Origin of the sequence: Paenibacillus sp. FSL L8-0435 (assembly GCF_037965655.1) — a bacterium.
In the GTDB taxonomy this organism is placed as follows: domain Bacteria; phylum Bacillota; class Bacilli; order Paenibacillales; family Paenibacillaceae; genus Paenibacillus.
Genome location: NZ_CP150185.1, coordinates 7005228 through 7023510, shown reverse-complemented (window position 1 = coordinate 7023510; position 18283 = coordinate 7005228). Strand labels below are relative to the sequence as shown.

Genomic DNA, 18283 nt, shown 5'->3' with positions numbered 1-18283 from the left:
CTGCCTGCATCCAGTTGTGTAGCGTTCTTTAGTATAGATTGGCAATTCTTTCTTTAAGTAGTCTAACATATTTATTTGTCAATATATGAAAATAAGCTTATCTTACTGCGGTTGATGGAGTCATGGGAAATAGCCCTACCGCTCTTCAAAGACTTTCACCATAAAGGAGCTGTGGTATCAAATGAATAAGGATAAAAGTACAGAAATGAAATACTCTTCAAAAGCAGGGGACATTCTACAGCAGATCAATAGTAAAACTAAGCTAGGTGACTTACGAAAAATCGCGAAGGACATAAAAAAAGATCACGAACTTGCTATGGAACTTTGGTCGACCGAAGCGTTTTTGCCCAGACTATTAGCTATTTTAATTATGGATAAAAAACTTCTCTCACAAGAATTGCTTAATAGGTTTGATAAGGATATGCAGACTCACACTTTTGATGAGCGAAATAACTTAATGGATTGGTTAATGGCTAATCAGCTTACCAAAGACAAGAAGACCATTGCATTGATGGAGTTATGGGAAAACAGCCCTTCTGCTCTTCAAAGGCGAGCTTTTTGGTATTATCAAGCGCGATTGAGATGGACTGGACAAACGCCTCCTGATAACACCGAAGACTTACTATCTGCAATTGAAGCTAATATTACGCAGGAAGAGCCGGAAGTTCAGTGGGCTATGAATTTCATTGCAGGCTGGATAGGCATTTATGATCAAAAGTATCGTTCGCGTTGTATTAAACTTGGTGAGAATACAGGTCTTTATAAGGGTGAAATGGTATCAAAGGGTTGTACTCCTAATTATTTGCCAGAGTTCATTGCAATTGAAGTTAACAAACGAAATAAGAATTAGTTGCCCCTGAAATATTCATTAGTACCTGATGTGACAATAAAAATTCGAAGCCTCAATATAGAAAAAGGATCTGGAACTAAGCTTCCAGATCCTTTTTGCTTGGAGGGCAATTATAACCGTAATTCATTGGTTCTGAGGTATAATACTTATTTCAAGAATCTCAATTAGGTTGAATTCTACAAGGGCGCGCTTTGACCATTGTTTTTTTGCTCATAATTTTTCTTCACAGGAATTTCGAAGCTCCAGTCTCCAGTGAGCAGATCCTGCTGATCCGGTCCATTGGACAGAACTAACTGATTTACGTTGACTTTCAACAGGAACTGGTCTGGAGGTGGCGAATTCTCGATAAAATAAAAATGGAGGGTGCCATTTTTGGCGAACACTACTCCTGAATCTGTGGCGATGCCGGGAACTATCTTTATCGTTGAAGGGTCCAACATAAAAGTCGGTTTGACCGATTGTTTCGCCCACTGCGTCTCCGATATCTGGTCAGAATGTTTCATGGAGTATTGGATAATTAGGTCATGCCCGTCGAAAAGGTAGTTATGAATAAGCAGTGTATAGTCTTTGTCTGTTTTACCGGTGATTAGAACCAATTCGTCCTTCCCGGTTGTTGGCATCAGCGTTGAATCTTCTTTTTCAGAGAAGATGGAAGGTAACTTCACCACGAGATTAGAGGTAAATGAATTCTTCATACTGAATAGTACCACCGCGCAGACGAGCAACAAGATCATGGGTACAGCAGCTATCCTGGAGAGAGACAGGTGTCGAAGCCAAGGAAATATTCTTTGTTTTGGTACAAGGTGTTGTTCCGGAAGCACGGTCGGTATCCGATTGATTTCGTTTTGAACTTCTTCCGTAACAGCCACTTGCGTCTGATTGGGTCCGAACATCGATAACCGTGTTTCAAACCAGGTTGCCCTTTTGCTGCTGTGCGCAGTGATGCCTCCTCCGTGTACCTCGACAATACTTTTTGTTATGGCGAGACCGAGACCTGTACCTCCGGTCTGCTTCGACCTGGAGCTGTCTACCCGGTAGAAACGGTCGAAAATAAAAGGTAAATCCCGCTCGGGAATAGGGACTCCATAGTTTTGAATCCGTACAACTAACATATCTCCATCTTGTGCAATATCGATATCGATATATTTGCCTGTACGCCCGTACTGGATGGCATTGGCGAGTATATTCTCGTATGCCCGTACCAATAATGCTCCGTCCGCTTGAATGTTGAAGTCTCCTTCTTGAACATTCAGCCTGATTTGCATGCCTGCACTCTCGGTAATCGGCACGAATTCTTCGGCAAGCTGGCCAATTAACCCGGTCATATTAAGCTCACTGAGTTCCAGAGGCATGCCATTGTTGACCCGTGTGTATTCAAATAGTTCGTCGATCAATCGCCGAAGTGCCAAGGATTTCTCATATGCAATATTGACGTAATAGCGCATCTCCACCTCATCCTGATACCGATCCTTCTCGATGACTTCGAGAAAACCGAGTATCGAGGTCAGTGGAGTTCGCAGGTCATGAGATACACCGGTGATCAGATCATTTTTGGTCTTTTCCGCCTTGCGTTCCTCCGCAATTGATTGCTTCAACTGCATGCTCATCCGGTTAATGTTGCGTGCTACCTCTCCCAGTTGATGATCGGCAATTTCGGGGATTTGATGGTCGAACTGTCCGCTCGCAATCTCCCCCAGGCCGCGAGTGATTTCCGCAAGATAATGATCCCATTCGCTGCTCAATTGATTCATACTCTCCGCGATTACGCTTAACTCATCCTTACCCTTAACCCTTACAACTTGCCCAAACCGCCCTGCCGATATTTCCTGCAATCCGGTGTTAATTTCACGTAAATCCCGAACCAAACGGAGGCTGGCAAGGAAGAAATTAATGGGGAATAGAACGATACCGGTTATGATCATCACGCGAACGGACCCGGCATACTCAATGAGCCAATTGATCGGAACAGCTACGTATTCAATGTTCTGCAGCGCTCCCGCCATGACATACCCCAAGAAAATAGCTATGCCTGTCAAAACCAGGCTTGCAACCATGATCAGCATTAATCTCCACCGAATCGTATACAGCCACTGTGGTTGGATCCTAATCACCCCTTGCTTTTAAATCGCTTTCGATTTTGTATCCGATCCCCCACACGGTTTTAATGATCCGTGGTTCACGTGGATTGGATTCTATCTTCTCACGGAGCTTACGGATATGAACCATGACGCTATTCTTCGACTCCATAAAAGGTTCGTTCCAGACTTCTTCGTAGATGCGGTCCATACTCAGCACCATCCCTCTATTGACAGCCAGCATGTGAAGGAGCGCGAACTCGCGGGGAGTCAACTTGATTTCCTGCTGATCGACCGTTACCGTGTGGGATGCATTATTAATCACGACGTTTTCGATATGTATTTCGTTCGTATTGCCCAAAACGGAGTTGAACTGGTTCATTCTCCGAAGCTGCGACTTGATCCGTGCGATCAACTCGAGTGGGTTGAACGGTTTGGTTACGTAGTCGTCAGCGCCGATACTGAGGCCTGATATTTTATCGATATCTTGGCTTTTAGCGGACAGCATAATGATAGGAATCGGATTCGTCTCTCGTATTTTCATACACGCTTGCAAACCGTCCATCTTGGGCATCATTAGATCCAGTACAATTAGATCGACTTGCTTGGTCTGCAGAATCTTCAGCGCCTCCATCCCATTTGATGCTTGCAGCAGCTTGTAACCTTCGTTATTGAAATAAATACTCATTAATTGGATAATTTCCGCTTCATCATCCACCATTAAAATTGTGCTTTCCGCCATAAACCCTCCCTATTCCAGCATCTTCCTTAATTGAAGAGCATCACAATAATTATAAGCGATATTCCTTATGCATTGAATAACGTCAGCATGATTTAAGGAAATGATAAGAAGTTCGGTAGTTAGATGATAAGCTTTCACTTCTATACTGAGTACAACACAAGCGAATAATCGTTTGAACAATACATGAGTGGAGGTTTTATTTTTGAAGCATAAGGTATTACAGAAGGCCATGCTTGTTAGCCTAAGTGTTATGTTAATCGGTATTTCAACAGTTTTTAGCACAGGCAAGCAAGTCTCTGCAAATTCGGACAACGGGGCAGATTCTACACGTACTTTAAAAGTATTGTACTGGAACGAAAATGATTTCAACATGACATATGGAGATCTGTTTAGTCAGAAGTACCCGAATGTAAATATCGAAGTAGTTACACCTGGAGGTATGGAAGCGATTAGGGATTACAACGGGGCTATCAATAAGTATTCACCCGATCTTGTGATGCTCCCCCCTTACCAATACCAACAAATGTCTAAAGAGAAAAAGCTGGTTGATTTAGAACCTTTAATTAAGCGAGATACGTATGACACGACAACGTTATACCCCGGCTTGCTTGATGAATTGAAGAAACAAGGCGGTGGCAAACTTTATGGGTTAAGCCCAAAAGCGGATTCCTACGCTCTTCTGTATAATGCTGATTTATTTAAAAAGTACAATGTTAAAACTCCAACGGATGGGATGACATGGGAAGAGATATTGAATCTTGCTAAGAAATTCCCAACCAAGGGAGATAAGAACTCCCGAATTTGGGGCTTAAGCTCCACTGGATCAAGCAATTTGGTAATGGAAATCGCCAGAACAGAAGGATTAACGTACATGGATCCAAATACCCTTAAGGCTACTGCAAATACAGCTGCGTGGAAAAATGCTTATCGTCTGTCGAGCGAGGCAACGAAGTCCGGGGTACTTGACGAGATGATCAGTCTGTCCGGCAAAAGTTACTTGGAAAGCAGCTCGTTCATTATGGGACGATCAGCTATGAAAGTAGCCTCTATTAGTCAGTTGCAATCCCTGCAAGCAGCCAAAAAAGGTGTGAAGAATTATAAACCTTTCACGCTTGGTATTGCTGCCGGTCCAGCCGCTAAGGACCGAAAGTCAACAGGGAACGTGTATGTTAATGAGATATTTGCAATTCCAGCAGGCGCATCTCATGTTGATGCAGCTTGGGATTTCATCAAATATTTCAATGGAGATGACTACGCTAATGAATACTATAAACCCAAGAACTCGAACAATAGTATCGGTGCTCCTCTATCTCGCATGATTAAGGAGTACTCTGGTTACAAGATGGATGCATTCTATAAATTAAAACCTAACCTGGATTCATCGATAACAAGTTATGTTCTCATGAACAAGTCACCAAATTTCGAATTGAGGTTTCGCTCAATTGTATTGAAAGAATTGACACAGGTAGTAAACGGGAAGAAAACATTAGACAAAGCAACTGCTGCTATCCAATCCAACACTCAAGCTGTTGCTGATAAATTGAAGAAAGCTCAGACAGCAAAGTAATAGACGCTCTAGAGTTATTATATTTCCCCGAGATATAGAGAGTGGGATAGTCCCATACGATATTTATGTATAGAGGTCAGCCATTTTTACTGGTTGACCTCTTTTTGTTAAGTGGTGAGTCTATCAGCACGCCTTGCAGTATGTAAAATTAAAGCTGAACCTTATCACAAATATAGCGAGTTGGTTCCATCATCCTACTTTCTTTCATTATTCTTTCATAGCGCTCTGTTAATATCCATAGAAGGTGATGACTTTCGGATCTGGTTAAAAGGTATGCTCTGGCGTTGCCTGAATCAAAGGGATGAAGGAGAGATTAGATATTGTTATCGTTTAATTGGAGAAAGACGGTTTATCTTGTTATATGCTTCATTTTGTTGTTCAGCACAATCGCTCCATTCGAGGTGCGATCAGTTTATGCTGCAGGTCCTGCTTCTCCTGTTAATGCGGAGAAAATAGACGGTGGGGGTCATTCTTCTATGGTATTAATGTCAGATGGTACCGTGGTTGGCTGGGGAAACAATGGTTATGGTCAGCTACACTTGCCCGTAGGCGTAAGCGAAGTTGTAGCAATTGATGTTGGGAGTCTACATACACTAGCATTAAAACCGGACGGAACTGTGGTGGCCTGGGGGCATAATTATAACGGCCAAGTCAACGTGCCGGTTGGCTTGAATGGTGTGGTGTCAATTGCCACAGGAGGAGTTTATTCGCTTGCACTGAAATCAGACGGCACCGTAGTTGCCTGGGGGAACAATGCCCATGGTCAAACAAATGTACCAGCGGACTTAGACGGAGTAGTGGGGATTGCTGCTGGAGACATCCACTCGCTTGCATTGAAATCAGACGGCACCGTAGTTGCCTGGGGGAACAATACCCATGGTCAAACAAATGTGCCAGCGGGCTTAGACGGAGTAGTGGGGATTGCTGCTGGAACTGATTATTCACTAGCGCTAAAGTCAGATGGCACCGTGGCAGCCTGGGGGTACAATAACGTTAATAACTATGGTCAAACAAATGTGCCAGCAGGCTTAGACGGGGTAGTAGCGATCGCTGCAGGTGCCCAACATTCCCTTGCACTGAAGTCAGATGGCACCGTAGTCGCTTGGGGATACAATCAGAATGGACAAACTAATGTACCTGGGAATGCCCGTCTGAGTGATCTTAAGTTACAGGAAGGGGACTTCATCGAATCATTCGATCCTTCAGTCACGGCTTACACGTATTATTACGATGGGCAATCGCTGTCGAGTGTAGATGTAACGCCTACACTTGCAAGTACTAACCAGACAGTTATGTATGTTAACGATGAGCTGCTGCCGTCTGGCAGCACGAAGACGATAAACTTTGCGGGAGCAACCACGGATACGGTTATCCTAGTTCGCGTGGAGCCCTACTTGTTACCCGGTCAAACGTATAATATTACTTTAGCGATTGATTCCACGGCTCCAGAAGTGCAGTTTGGTACGAATGGTCGTGCAGTGGCAGCGAAAACTGCAGCAAGTATCGTAACGGTCAGCGATCTACAAAGCGGCGTAGATGAGACTTTACTGGAATATCTGTGGACGCAAAGTACCACCGTTCCAATAAGTGGCTGGTCGCCATTTAGTGACGGTGATACGTTGAGTCAGACTAGCGGGGATGGCAACTGGTACTTACACATTCGCGCAACAGACAACGTAGGGAATGTTACGGATGCGATTTCCAATCCTTTTCTACTGGACAATACCGCGCCGACAGTAACCGTATCCAGCTCGGCAAGCGGTACGGTAAACAATGCATTTCCGGTGAGAATTTCTTTTAACGAAGGCGTAACAGATTTCACTGAGGATGAACTTGTGGTCGTAAATGGAATAGTTTCCGATTTCGTTGCTGAGAACGCAACTACTTACACAGCAACCATTACGCCCATAACGAGTGGTCAGGCTGTGACGGTAGCGGTTGATGCAGCGGCAGCAACGGATAAAGCAGGGCTTGAAAATACAGTATCCAACACACTTAGCTTGCTGTATGATACGACGAAGCCGGTGGTTACCTTTGACGGATTCATGGATCATCAGCAATTCGCTTCACCGCCAACAGAAATCTCCGTTTCCGTCAGTGAATTGGTGTATTGGATCGCGGACGATGCTCCGCTCATTACTGCCAATGCGTTGCCGCTGATCAGCATGGAGATGGATGGTAACGTATTCTCAGCTTATACACCAAGCTATGATGAATTTTCACGAACCTTTACGTTGACATTTAACAAAGCGCTGGAGGATGGAGAATACAGGGTTCTTGTAGCTGGAAACGTAGTGGAAAATGAGAATCATAATATACTCGAAGCTGCGAATGTGAGCTTTATCGTAGCTGTGCCTACAGTTACGAATCTGGCGGCTAGCCCCAATAGCTTGCCCCACACCGGAGGCGATGCAGCCGTCATCCTTACAGGAACCAACCTGACCGGACAGACGGTGCGGATATACGTCGATGGCGCTCCTGAAGGCGCCGCAGCGACTGTCATCAGTGACAAGAGCGCAACAGCGACCGTAACGTTTCCGCATAATTCAGCTCGAACCGATCGAAGCTATAGGCTAACCAGTGATCTAAATGGGGGTGAGGTTGCGGGTCAATCTACGACGGTAACTGTGAATGCAGCACCGGCACCAACGAGCCCAATAGATCAAGGCGGTAGTTCAGCTGCTCCGCCTGCAGTAACCCCATCCCCATCTAACCAGGCAGCTTTAGCTAAAATAAATGTTTATAATTCCGGAAAGGCATTGGAATTATCGCCTAATTTCACATCCGGGACTATGGATTATACAGTAGAGACAGATGCTGAGCAGGTGGAGTTGGAAGTAACTTCAGTCCATTCCAAGGCGGTTGTTAAGCTAAGGGGAGAACGCATAGGTGAGGTGACGACCGTCCCTTTGGCGATGGGTGCCAATGTGCTAACACTTACGGTTCAAGCCGAGGATGGAACGATCAACACGTATATCGTAACGGTTACCCGTATTACCGATGATGAGAATAATGTGCCATCAGCTCCGGTATGTCGGTTCACGGATATCGAGAATCACTGGGCAACATCCGAAATTTGCGAGGCAGCAGAATTGGGTATTGTGGAGGGGATAGATGCCTACACCTTTGTACCAAGAGGCAACGTAACACGAACAGAGTTCACTGTTATGCTGATGCGGACACTTCAGATCCCGATACGTAACGAATCAAGTGAGGTGTCTTTCAGCGATGCAGAGAGCATCCCGGCATGGGCACACCTGGCGATTCAGACAGCCGTAGCTGAGGGAATTCTGCAAGGATATCCCGATGGAACATTACGGCCGAGGCAAACGGTAAGCCGTGCAGAGATGGCTACGATGCTCTCCAAGGCGATGAAGTGGAATGCTGATCGTACAGCTAGCTCTTATTTCTCTGATAATACAAGCATTCCAACATGGGCCAAGGCATATGTCGAAGCTGCTCAGGAGCACGGACTTCTGAAAGGGCAAGCGGGTAATCGATTTGTTCCGGAGGGACGAACATCAAGAGCCGAAGCAGCGGTTGTACTCTTGCGACTTTGGAAATCTATACATTAAGCAATAAAGGACTGACCCCTGATGTCATTAGATGACATCAGGGGTCAGTTTTTGTTGAAGCCTGATAGCAGATAGGCTTGTAATCCATAATTCCCTCTACTATTATGGATAGAAAAGGCATAAGGTGTCTATTTTCTTAATTTAAATATAAAGGGACCTGATGTATGAATTCCACTCTAGAACTTATCCTCATGATTGTTTCATTGATCATGACGGGTATCATCTTACTCACTGTGTACGGGTTTAGACGAGAGCGCGGAGTAATCTACCTCGTAGGGTTGATCGTATGCCGGATGATGTACTCAAGCAGTATCATTCTGGAGAGACATAGCGATGTATTAATGACTAAATTCATTTTTCGCAATATTCAGAATACGACCCAAAATGTAATGGTCCCTTTCTTGATCTTATTTGTTTATCACTTAGTCGGTCGAGACAAGCTGCTGAAGATCCGATGGAAGATCCTATTGTTTGCTGTATTCGCATCGTGGTCGTTGCTTATGTGGCTTGACCCAAACCTTCATATTATATATCTGACGATTGAGCTTTATAATGGCCACCTAGTCACAACAAAAACCCTCTATTCCAGAGTATTCAGCCTCATTTGTTATAGTGCAGTGGTTATATGCCTCTACTATTTATTTCAGTATGTAAGGAATATTAGGAGTGATTATCGTAAGCCGGGAATGTGGGTTCTCCTTCTGGCTACATTACCGTTTGTCCTGGAGATTATCAAATTTGTGAATCCTGAGTGGTCATCATGGTTACTTCCATTAACAGTTTACTGCGGATCTACAGGGACAATTATGCTGGTGATTATTTTGAGGATTAAGTTCTTCTCTACCGTTCCGATTGCCAGGAATATTGTACTTGATACGTTGCAGGAGAGTATTGTGATTGTGAATGGTTCGGGAAAGGTTATTGATAGCAATAATCGAGCTTCACAATGGTTCTCAGAGTTAGGCTACACCAATATTTCGGGTCGGAATATATCGGAAATCCTAGCGTCCTGGCCAGAATGGTATAAGCTGAGCAAGTCTATGCAACCGGGTAGTGTAGAGATTGATCAGTGGCTGGATGGAGAAAGAAAAATATATAGTATAAACGTATATCCGTTATATACACTGGGTAAGGCACAGGGTAATATTTCTCTTATTTTTGATATTACAGAGAAACAACGGCATCTGGAGCAGATGGCACAGTTGAACCAGCTGAAGGATCAATTGTTTACAATTATATCGCATGATATTCGCAGTCCGCTAGCGCTGCAGTTTCAACTCGTGGAGTTACTGGAGGCGGACAGGCAATCCTTCGCTGCGGATCATCAAGAGATCATTGAGCAGCTGGGTGACCAGATTCGTAATACACTTGGAATGGCTAATAACTTGTTAGAGTGGTTTCGCAGTCAGGTTGAAGACATGACACTTCGTCCAGAGTTACTGGAGCTTTCGGAGGTTGTTGAGGACTGTTGTCATATGTTACACATCAAAAGTGAGAGTAAACATATCAGTGTGATGAATAAGATTGCCATAGGCACCCATGTATATGCAGACCGGGAAACAGTTGGTTTAATTATTCGTAACTTATTAACCAACGCCATCAAATTTTCCGAATTGGGTGGTTTAATCGAAGTGTACGCTCAGTTGTCGGGAGACATGGTGATCGTGTCCGTTCGTGATAACGGAGTAGGTATGGAAGAGGAGCGAATTCGTCAGCTATTTAACGAGAAGCAACTCAACTCCATGGCGGGTACATTAGGGGAAAAAGGGGCAGGGCTTGGATTGCTCGTAAGTCGGCAGTTCGTACAACTAAGTGGTGGAGATATGTGGGCAGAAAGCACGGTGCGACAAGGAAGCGTATTTCACTTCACTTTGAGAGGCGGAACAGAGAGATGAAAGTTCTCATCGTTGATGATGAGCCTGCCATGCTGTTGGCAATGAAGCGGATGCTGTCGAATATGCAAGATGTGGAGATTGTCGGAAGCTTTCAGAATGCGGCAGAGGCACTCGATTTCGCTAAGAACAGGGAAGTGGATCTCGCATTCCTGGACATCCAGATCGCTGAGGACAATGGATTAGAGCTTGCACGTAGCTTGATCTCAGTTTGTAATGATCTTGACATTGTGTTTACCACTTCGCATGCAGAATATGCGATTCACGCTTACGATGTTTATCCGTTGGACTACATGGTTAAGCCGATTTCCAGAATGCGACTGGCTCAGACGCTCACTAGGGCGGCCAGCAGACGCAGATCTTCTTCTAATCTTGCTGACGACCTTGTGCCTAATCGGCTGACGGTTCATGGACTGAGTTGCTTCGAGGCTAGCAGCAAACAAGCGGGTACAGTGAAATGGAAATCCAAGAAAAGCATGGAGCTATTTGCCTATCTGCTTGTTCATCAGGGTCGAAGTGTGGCCAAATCCCGAATCCTGGAGGATCTCTTCCCAGGGAGGCCTCTCAAGCAGGCGGAAGTGTACTTGAATACAATTGTCTATCAGCTTAGAAAGGTGTTATCCGAGCATGGGTTCAAGGAGATGATCCTATCAGCGCAAGAGCAATATCGGGTAGATTTAGATCAAGCCGATGTTGACTTTATTCGATTCGAACAGACCATATTGGAGTTATTCGAATTCAATATAACTAATGAAGAAGCGGCCATAGCGTTAGAGAAACAGTTCGTAGGCGAGTTGTTTGAGGGTAAATCTTTTGATTGGGCGACAGGGGAACGTGAGAGATTGTTAACTGTGTACGTTTCCTATGCCAAGCGTCTTGCAAGCTGGTTGCTGGAAGGGAATCAATATAATGAAGCAGCACGCATTGCCAGAAGAATTGTATCCCGCAATGAGTTTGAGGAAGAGTCAACATTACTGTTATTAAGTATATTGGGAGCCATGGGAGATCGAAAATCACTACATAACCACTATGAGCAATATACGCAATTACTGCTTCATGAACTTGGATTACAGCCTTCGCTGTCTATTCAACAGCAATATGAACAATATCAATGATATCCTCCTGATAAACAAAAAAGAGCCGCACACCATGCGGCTCTCCATCTACTTTTAACGCCCACCCGTATTTGAAGCCCAGACAGGAATCCAACTATTCGGATAATTGCTATTGGTCAGGGTTGTGTTATAGAGAACTAAATTCCCATCACTTTGCATGACCAGTGTATCACCTGTTGTGTTAGCCGGTAAGTTGCTCCCGTGATGACCTGGAATCCATGAGGTGGTATTGGGAGACCAAGCAGCTACCTGTACGGAAGTATCAATCATCAAAACTTTATCCCATCCCCAACCGGTGTAATATTCGAATTTACCTGTAGCCGGGTTGAAACCATAACGATAACCATATTGGTAAACGTTTTGATATTTCATGCCATATTTATAGATGACAGGCTTCCCGTACTGTGATTCAAAATTGAACGAAAGAGCCCCACTGTTACTAGTTCCGCTACTCCAGAGAGAAGAACCGTTTTGATAGATAACGAAGTTCCCATCATTCTGCCAAATGGCTGAAAATCTACCATCTTGGGAGGTGAGATAGTCACCCTTCGCCATGCTTTGGCCGATCGTGAGCTTATCCCCAAGATAGCCAGCAGAAGCTGTTGCTGGTACGGCAAATGCAAGAATCAACAAGCAAGCCATCAGAATGCGAAATGATCTGGGGAAAAGTTGTCTGTTCATTGGACACGCTCCTATGTTTTTATAATGGTTAAAGCTAAATGCATAGAACAACAAACCCTTACAGTTATCGCGTATTTCTGCACAGCGTTCGGTTAGGAGTGGTGAAAGAGCAATCAGCACATCCCCCAGTGGTAGTTATAGGGAAAATCGATTTACAATGCTCTTCGGGGTCACCTCCTTTAATAGACAATACATAGTATGAAAATGATATGTGTTAACTAAAGTTGAGGGGTTTGAGGTCCGAGGAAGCTTACTATCATAACTGCCGTACATGTGATCACAAAAACGAATATGACTTTTTATCCCATTATATCAACTTAAAAGATAAAATACATAATTTTCTATTAAAATCTTTCCGGGCGATAGTGGAAGGCATAAATGAATACTTTTAACTAGTCTTACTCTCGATTTACAGTTAGTAGTTCAGCTGTGGCAGACGATTTATTTTTATTTGTGGATATAGGAATTTGAACGAATGTGTCGAATGAATGATTAGATTGATTTGAAGTATTTCAGAAGGGTTTCAGATAAGTTTTTCATCCAGAGGAAAGATACGAGGAGGGTCATATGTATTTTGTCAAAAAGATAGGGAGCTTGGTTCTGGTATTATCTCTCATTACAGGGTTGTTGTACTTAAAACCATCGGATAAGGTGTATGCTGCGGCTCCAACGTCAACAATCACAATGGATAACACGCTGCTGAGAATTGGCAGCACATCACAGGTAACCTTTACGTTCTCGGAAGCGGTACAAGGGTTGGATACGGGAGACTTAACGGTTCCAAACGCTACAGTGACTGCACCTTCATCTTCAGATGGAGGCACTACGTGGACCGCCACTCTTACACCTAAACCCGACACTACAGATGCAACCAACGTCATTACTCTCGACAACGCGGGTGTGATGAATCAAGACCGTACTGTAGGTGTAGGTATAACCACCTCGAGTAATTATGCGATTGATACAATAAGACCCACAGCAAATATTATCATAGCTGGTACGGTCCTTACTGCCGGGGAGACATCACTGGTTACTATTACGTTTTCCGAAGCAGTGACAGGTTTTGACGTCGCTGACCTTTTAGTTGAGAACGGTACGGTGAGCGACCTTAGTTCCTCCGATGGAGGTATTACATGGACTGCGACATTGATGCCAGCTTATGGTATCACTGATGAAACCAACATCATCACGCTTGATAATAGAGGCATTAGCAATGATGTAGGCAATGCTGGCATAGGGACAACGATCTCGAATAATTATGAGGTCTATACCGCCCGGCCAACGGCAACGATTGTAGTAGCCGATACAACACTGATCATTGGTAAAACATCACAGGTCACCATCACATTCTCTGAACCAGTTACAGGATTTACTGTTGCAGACCTTGCAGCGATGAATGGAACCATTAACAATCTGGCTACTAACGATAATATTATCTATACAGCAGAACTAACCCCGACTGTCGGCATGACTGCTGGAACCAATAAGATTACACTCGACAATACGGGTGTGATGAATCAAGGCGGCATAACAGGTACGGGTACAACGGATTCCAATAACTACGCCATTGATACGGTTAGACCTACAGCAACGATCGACGTCACCGAAACGAAACTGACTGCCGGGAAGACATCGGAGGTCACCTTCACGTTTTCCGAAGGAGTTACAGGATTTACCAATGACGACCTGACCGTTGCAAACGGTACGCTGAGTGCCGTTAGCTCTTCCGATGGAGGCATTACATGGACCGCGATATTGACGCCGGCTGTTGGCACCACGGATGGCACGAATATCATTACGCTTGATAATACAGGCATCAATGATATTGCCGGCAATGCCGGAACGGGTACGACGGATTCGAATAATTATACGGTTTATACCGCCCAACCAACGGCAACGATTGTTGTAGCCGATACAACGCTGACCCGTGGCAAAACATCAGTGGTAACAATCACATTCTCTGAGGCTGTGTCGGGTTTTGATAATGCAGATCTGACGGTTGCAAGTGGTACACTGAGTGCTGTTCATTCATCCGATGGGGGTGTGACGTGGACCGCAACGTTAACACCTCAAGCTAACGTGAACAAATCGGTCAATGTCATCACCCTTCAGAATAATGGAGTGTCCAATGGTGCCGGTAATGCAGGACAGGGTATAACGGAGTCCAATCCGTATTCAGTTTCCACTGTACAGCCCGTACAAACAACAAGTCCGAGTACTCCTTCAGCACCAATGGCTACAATAGACAATACAGTCACTTCAACAACGGGTAAAATAACCGTTCCGGTGGGCAAATCAGGGTTGGTTAGCTTGGGCAAAGAGATTCAAATTTCAATTCCAGCAGGGGGATCACCTCAAGAACTGACTTTATCGATTGATAAAGTGTCGAATACCGAAACTTTGCTAACAAATAAAGAGATTCTGGCCAGCCCAATATTTGAGCTTCTGAAGAATTTTCCGGAGAACTTCCTCAAGCCGGTAAAAATGACCTTTACATTTGATTCATCAGGTCTTGAGAATCATCATTCGACAGCTGTATATTATTATGATGAAGTGAACAAGGCATGGGAGAAAGTGGACGGAGGCATTATAAAAGGGAACCAAATCATAGTCGAGGTCAATCACTTTACGAAGTTCGCCGTCCTTGTTGTAGACAAAACCAGTGGAAAGCCGGTCTTGAATAATCCAGTTGAACCCACCACGGAACCTGGTTTTGGCGATATCTCGGGACACTGGGCTGAAGCAAGAATTAACCAAGCTTCAAGCAACGGCATCATCAACGGTTATCCGGATGGAACGTTCAATCCAGGGAAGAACATCACACGTGCCGAGTTCTCAGTCATGCTGATGGGTGCGTTGAATTCACAAAAAGCAGAAGTGGAACTGGTATTCTCAGATAAAACCGAGATCGGAACTTGGGCCAAAATGGCAGTCTCGCAAGCCGTGCAAGAAGGCATTATTAGCGGTTATCCGGATGACACGTTCCGTCCGAACACCAACATAACACGTGCCGAGATGGTAGTGATGGTTGCGAATGCGCTAAAGGTATCTATTACAGGCAATGCTACAACGTCTTTTGCAGATGACAAATCTATTCCTCTTTGGGCGAAAACCTCTGTGGAAGCTCTGAAGGAACTTGGTCTTGTAGAAGGCATGGGTAACAACGATTTCAAACCTAAAGCACAAACCACCAGAGCAGAGGCTGTAGTTATATTAATGAACATGATAGATAAAACCAAAGCAGAATAGTAGTTAACCGAGAAACATCTCTACCTCTATAAAGAGGAAAGCAAGTTGGAGTAAGAGATAGATACCTCGTCGTCTGAGTGTTTTGAGATATTATATGAAGAAACTAAGGCACCCTGCAGGGTGCCTTTTTTTAGCTAGTGCCATTGTACTATGTTGAACGTACCCAGTAGGTGATAGCGTAAGAAGAATTGAGCTGCGTGTCAGAGCACCCATAGTGAAGTTTTGGCTGAAATGTAACATGTCATGTTGTTGTTCTATCAATCTCTCAACTTTTTACATCCATTTTATATATTTAATGATTTTTATGAATTGAACTATGGTAAAATATCTCAGGATCTAAAATTGGAGAGGGGTTTTTTCATTCATGTTTTGGAAAAAAGTTTTGGGCAAAAGCACACTGCGTGTAGCTACTGCTGCACTATTACTCACGCAACTATTGGGGGCAGCAGGTTCTGTCTCTGCCGCAGGTAACGATGTAGAAGTACACTTGATTGGAATCAATGATTTCCACGGTCAGTTAGATACGACATCAATCGTGGGTGATAAGAAGGCAGGAACGGCTCCAATTCTAGCAACCTATCTCAAAGAAGCTCAAGCCAAATATGAACACTCCCTACTCTTCCATAATGGGGACTCTGTTGGTGCATCTGCTCCAGCCTCATCTTTGGATCGTGATGAGCCTACCATGGAATGGATGAATATGATGGGCTTTGATGTAGCATCTCTGGGTAACCATGAGTTCGATCAAGGAATTGCAGCATTAAAAGCACAAATCTTTGGTGGCCTCGATCCAAAAGAAGGTAAAGTAACGCATGCCGGTGCAAAATTTGATTACGTCAATGCAAACGTGATTGAAACTACCACAGGAAAAACATTGATTAAGCCGTATGTGATTAAAGAAGTGGGCGGAGTCAAAATTGGATTTATTGGACTAGTGACGAAATCCACACCTGCCAAAGTATCTCCATCTGGGACAGCTGGCGTACGTTTCTTAAGCGCAGAAGAAGAAGTGGAAGCTGTTAATAAATATGCCAAAGAATTGCAAGACCAAGGCGTAGAAACGATCATTGTTTTGGCACATGATCCAGCAACAACCAAAGAAGGCGTAACCACTGGAGAAGCAGCTGATCTGGCAAAAGCTTTACCGGCGGACTCCCCTGTTGACGTTATCGTTGCAGGTGACAATCATGCTTTGGCTAACGGTGAAGTGAATGGAAAGTTGATCGTTCAAGCTTATTCCTATGGTACGGCGTTTGAAGATATCAAGCTGATGATTGACCCTGCCACCGGGGATGTAACTGAAAAATCAGCGACTGTTACAACGACTTTCCAAGAGGGTGTAAAAGAAGACCCTGAGACGTTGGCTATTATTAAAAAATCATTGGACAAGCATCCTGAGCTGACGAAGCCAGTAGGTACAACGGATGGTTCTGTTACCCGTACAGATGCTTATAATAACGAGGCCCCTCTAGGCAACCTCATTGCAGATTCAATGCGTGAAGCAGACTTTGGGGATAAGGCCAGTGCTGCTGACTTTGCATTTATGAATCCAGGTGGTATTCGTGCGGATCTGCCACAAGGCGATGTGACCTTTGCTGATCTTGCCAAAATCCAACCGTTTGGTAATACTCTAGTAAAACTTGAGCTGACTGGCGAACAGGTTAAAACCTTGTTGCAGCAGCAATGGGGTACCAATGCTGACGGGACACCTAATACCAAAACACTCCAAATCTCTGGTTTGAAATACACTGCAGATTTCAATAAGCCTGTCGCAGAGCGTGTTACTGGTCTCAGTCTTGAAGATGGAACAACGATTGATCCTGCAAAAACATATACGGCTGTAGTTAACAACTTTATGGCTGCAGGTGGAGATAACTATAAAGTGCTGCTGGATGCTAAATCATCCCTGGCAGGTCCTATCGATCTGGATGTATTCTACCAATACATCGTAGACACGTATAAAGGTGGTAGCATCGTAGCTAAAAATGAAGGACGTATCACAAACCTGGCTGCATCTACCGAGCCAACAGAAACACCTGTAACAACAGAAGTCATTTCTCGTGCTGAATTTGTAAGTGCTCTGGTCGACATGTTGAAACTTAACGAAGTAGCTACAGCACCTGCATTCAAGGATGTTGCGGCTAATGCTGCATATGCAGATGCGATTGCTGAAGCTACGCATGCTGGATTCATTCAAGGTTATGGTGGAAACTTCTATCCTGATCGGGATATTACACGTGAAGAAGCAGCTACCATTCTTGCTAAATTGGTAAAAGATCAAGCGACTGATAAAGACGCTGCTACGATTATTGCTAGTTTCGAAGATGGTAAATCCGTGTCTGCCTATGCAATTAAACCTATGGCAAAACTGATTGACAAAGGTATTTTTGCTGGAACAGATAAAAAATCACTTCAACCTAAACAAGGTCTGACTACTAACGATGCAAAAGCATTAATTGAAAAAGCTGTTGCAGCAAAAGCTTCATAATGTAGAACTTATTCAAACTTTATATTAAAACAGAGAAACACATCCTATC

Annotated in this window: 10 protein-coding genes; 7 read left to right on the top strand and 3 right to left on the bottom strand. The window is 44.2% G+C overall.

What is annotated here, in order from left to right; translation table 11 throughout:
• Positions 1 to 181 precede the first annotated feature (181 nt).
• Positions 182 to 850, top strand: coding sequence for a DNA alkylation repair protein (locus NST33_RS30925; RefSeq protein ID WP_221820199.1), 669 nt, complete (start codon positions 182 to 184; stop codon positions 848 to 850).
• Positions 851 to 1026: 176 nt separating this feature from the next.
• Here NST33_RS30925 and NST33_RS30920 read toward each other — a convergent pair whose 3' ends face one another.
• Complete coding sequence (locus NST33_RS30920) at positions 1027 to 2913, bottom strand: ATP-binding protein (RefSeq protein WP_339306291.1); 1887 nt, start codon at positions 2911 to 2913, stop codon at positions 1027 to 1029.
• Between the two features lie 40 nt (positions 2914 to 2953).
• Positions 2954 to 3667, bottom strand: coding sequence for a response regulator transcription factor (locus NST33_RS30915; protein WP_221820197.1), 714 nt, complete (start codon positions 3665 to 3667; stop codon positions 2954 to 2956).
• Between the two features lie 202 nt (positions 3668 to 3869).
• Here NST33_RS30915 and NST33_RS30910 point away from each other — a divergent pair, with 202 nt between their 5' ends.
• The 4 genes from NST33_RS30910 (at position 3870) to NST33_RS30895 (ending at position 11816) form a co-directional block, all read left to right on the top strand.
• A complete protein-coding gene (locus tag NST33_RS30910; RefSeq protein WP_221820196.1) occupies positions 3870 to 5234 on the top strand; it encodes an extracellular solute-binding protein in 1365 nt (454 codons plus the stop codon).
• A 401-nt stretch (positions 5235 to 5635) separates the two neighbouring features.
• A complete protein-coding gene (locus tag NST33_RS30905; RefSeq protein ID WP_339308799.1) occupies positions 5636 to 8809 on the top strand; it encodes an S-layer homology domain-containing protein in 3174 nt (1057 codons plus the stop codon).
• A gap of 164 nt (positions 8810 to 8973) precedes the next feature.
• Positions 8974 to 10704: an ATP-binding protein gene (locus NST33_RS30900; RefSeq protein ID WP_221820194.1), complete on the top strand. Its 1731-nt coding sequence runs from the start codon at positions 8974 to 8976 to the stop codon at positions 10702 to 10704.
• Positions 10701 to 11816 (top strand): response regulator, encoded by a 1116-nt coding sequence (locus NST33_RS30895; protein WP_221820193.1) that lies wholly within the window; start codon positions 10701 to 10703, stop codon positions 11814 to 11816. Before NST33_RS30900 ends, NST33_RS30895 begins: the two co-directional genes overlap by 4 nt.
• 54 nt (positions 11817 to 11870) lie before the next feature.
• Here NST33_RS30895 and NST33_RS30890 read toward each other — a convergent pair whose 3' ends face one another.
• The gene (locus NST33_RS30890; RefSeq protein WP_221820192.1) at positions 11871 to 12497 is read right to left on the bottom strand and encodes a hypothetical protein; all 627 of its coding nucleotides are present in this window, start codon (positions 12495 to 12497) and stop codon (positions 11871 to 11873) included.
• Between the two features lie 567 nt (positions 12498 to 13064).
• Between NST33_RS30890 and NST33_RS30885 the strand changes: the two genes are divergently transcribed.
• Positions 13065 to 15746: an Ig-like domain-containing protein gene (locus NST33_RS30885; RefSeq protein ID WP_221820191.1), complete on the top strand. Its 2682-nt coding sequence runs from the start codon at positions 13065 to 13067 to the stop codon at positions 15744 to 15746.
• Between the two features lie 364 nt (positions 15747 to 16110).
• The gene (locus NST33_RS30880) at positions 16111 to 18234 is read left to right on the top strand and encodes a 5'-nucleotidase C-terminal domain-containing protein (protein ID WP_221820190.1); all 2124 of its coding nucleotides are present in this window, start codon (positions 16111 to 16113) and stop codon (positions 18232 to 18234) included.
• Positions 18235 to 18283: the final 49 nt, after the last annotated feature.